The sequence below is a fragment of the Streptomyces sp. NPDC020807 genome, from assembly GCF_040641575.1.
Taxonomy (GTDB): domain Bacteria; phylum Actinomycetota; class Actinomycetes; order Streptomycetales; family Streptomycetaceae; genus Streptomyces.
The window spans coordinates 1-1829 of record NZ_JBFADU010000059.1; the positions used below are offsets into that span (position 1 = coordinate 1).

At 72.4% G+C, this 1829-nt stretch carries 1 protein-coding gene; it reads left to right on the top strand.

Annotation, left to right across the window (positions count from 1 at the left end):
* Nucleotides 1-99: 99 nt before the first annotated feature.
* Nucleotides 100-1829 (top strand): condensation domain-containing protein (locus AB0G79_RS33300; protein WP_360813227.1); only part of this gene is annotated, 1730 nt, incomplete at its 3' end.

Below are 1829 nucleotides of genomic sequence, written 5' to 3' on the forward strand. Positions count from 1 at the left end.
ACGGTCAACGGCAAGCTCGATGTGAGGGCGTTGCCGGCGCCGGAGTACGTGAGTGGGGGCCGTCGTCCCGCGACGGACCGCGAGGAACTGCTGTGTGGTGTGTTCGCGCAGGTCCTCGGACTGCCCGAAGTCGGTGTGGATGACGACTTCTTCGCCCTCGGCGGCCACTCCCTCCTCGCCGTCCGCCTCATCAGCCGCATCCGTACGGTCCTCGACATCGAGGTCCCGCTCCGCACCCTCTTCGACGCGCCGACCGTCGCCGCCCTCACGAGCCGGCTCGCCGGCGCCACGAGCGCACGGCCCGCCCTGCGCCCGGGCACACGCCCCGAGCGCATCCCGCTCTCCTCCGCCCAGCAGCGCCTGTGGTTCATCAGCCAGCTGGAAGGCCCCAGCGCCACCTACAACGTGCCCGTCTCCCTGCGGCTCTCGGGCGGAGTCGACCGCGAAGCGCTCGGCGCGGCCCTCCGCGACGTGATCGGCCGCCACGAGGTCCTGCGCACGGTCTTCGAGGTCGCCGACGGCCAGCCCTACCAGCGGATCCTGGACCTGGAGGACCTGGCCTGGGAGCTGTCGGCCGCCGAGGTGACACCGGCGGACCTGCCCGCGGCGATCAGGGAGGCGGAGAAGTACGCCTTCGACCTCTCGGTCGAGGCCCCGATCCGCACCTGGCTGTTCGACGCCGGCCCGGACGAGCAGGTCCTCGTGGTCGTCGTCCACCACATCGCCGGAGACGGCTGGTCCATGGGCCCCCTCGCCCGTGACGTCTCGGTCGCCTACGCGGCGCGCCGCGAGGGCCGCGCCCCCCAGTGGCAGCCGCTGCCGGTCCAGTACGCCGACTACGCGCTCTGGCAGCGCGAACTGCTCGGCGACGAGAACGACGCGGACAGCCTCATCTCCCAGCAGGTCTCCTACTGGCGCGACGCACTCGCGGACGCCCCCGTCGAGCTTGACCTGCCCTTCGACCGGCCGCGCCCCGCGGTCGCGTCCCACCTGGGCCACAGCGTCCCGCTGAACGTGCCCGCCGCGGTGCACCAGCGGCTCGCCGCGGTGGCGCGGACCGAGGGCGTGACCACGTTCATGGTCCTCCAGGCGGCCCTGGCCACCCTGCTCTCCAAGCTCGGCGCGGGCACCGACATCCCGATCGGCTCGGCGAACGCCGGCCGTACGGACGAGGCACTCGACGACCTCGTCGGCTTCTTCATCAACACCCTGGTCGTCCGCGCGGACCTGTCCGGCGACCCGACCTTCCGCGAGGTCCTGAACCGGGTACGGGAGACGAGCCTGGCGGCCATGGCCCACCAGGACGTGCCGTTCGAGAAGCTCGTCGAGGAGCTGGCCCCGGCCCGCTCCATGGCCCGCCACCCCCTCTTCCAGACCGTCCTCACCCTCCAGAACACCATCGACGCGGTCCTCGACCTGCCCGGTGTACGGGCGGGCGCGGCGGCCGCCGACGACGAGACGACGTCGGGCCGAACGGCCGTGAAGTTCGACCTGGACGTCATGGTCGCCGAGGTCTTCGACGCCCACGGCGCCCCGGCGGGCCTGGGCGGCTCGATCACCGTCGCCGCCGACCTGTTCGACCCGCAGTGGGCGGGCCGCATCGCCGACGCCTGGACGACCCTCCTCGACACCCTCTCCCAGGACACCGGCATACGCCTGAGCAGCGTTGACATCCTGGCGGAGGAGGAGCGGCGCCGGGTCCTGACCGTGTGGAACGACACGGCGACCGAGGGTCGACCGGCCCTGGTTCACGAGCGGTTCGAGCAGGCGGCGGACCGTGTGCCCGACGCGAAGGCGATCGTTACCGAGGGCACGACGGTCTCGTACAC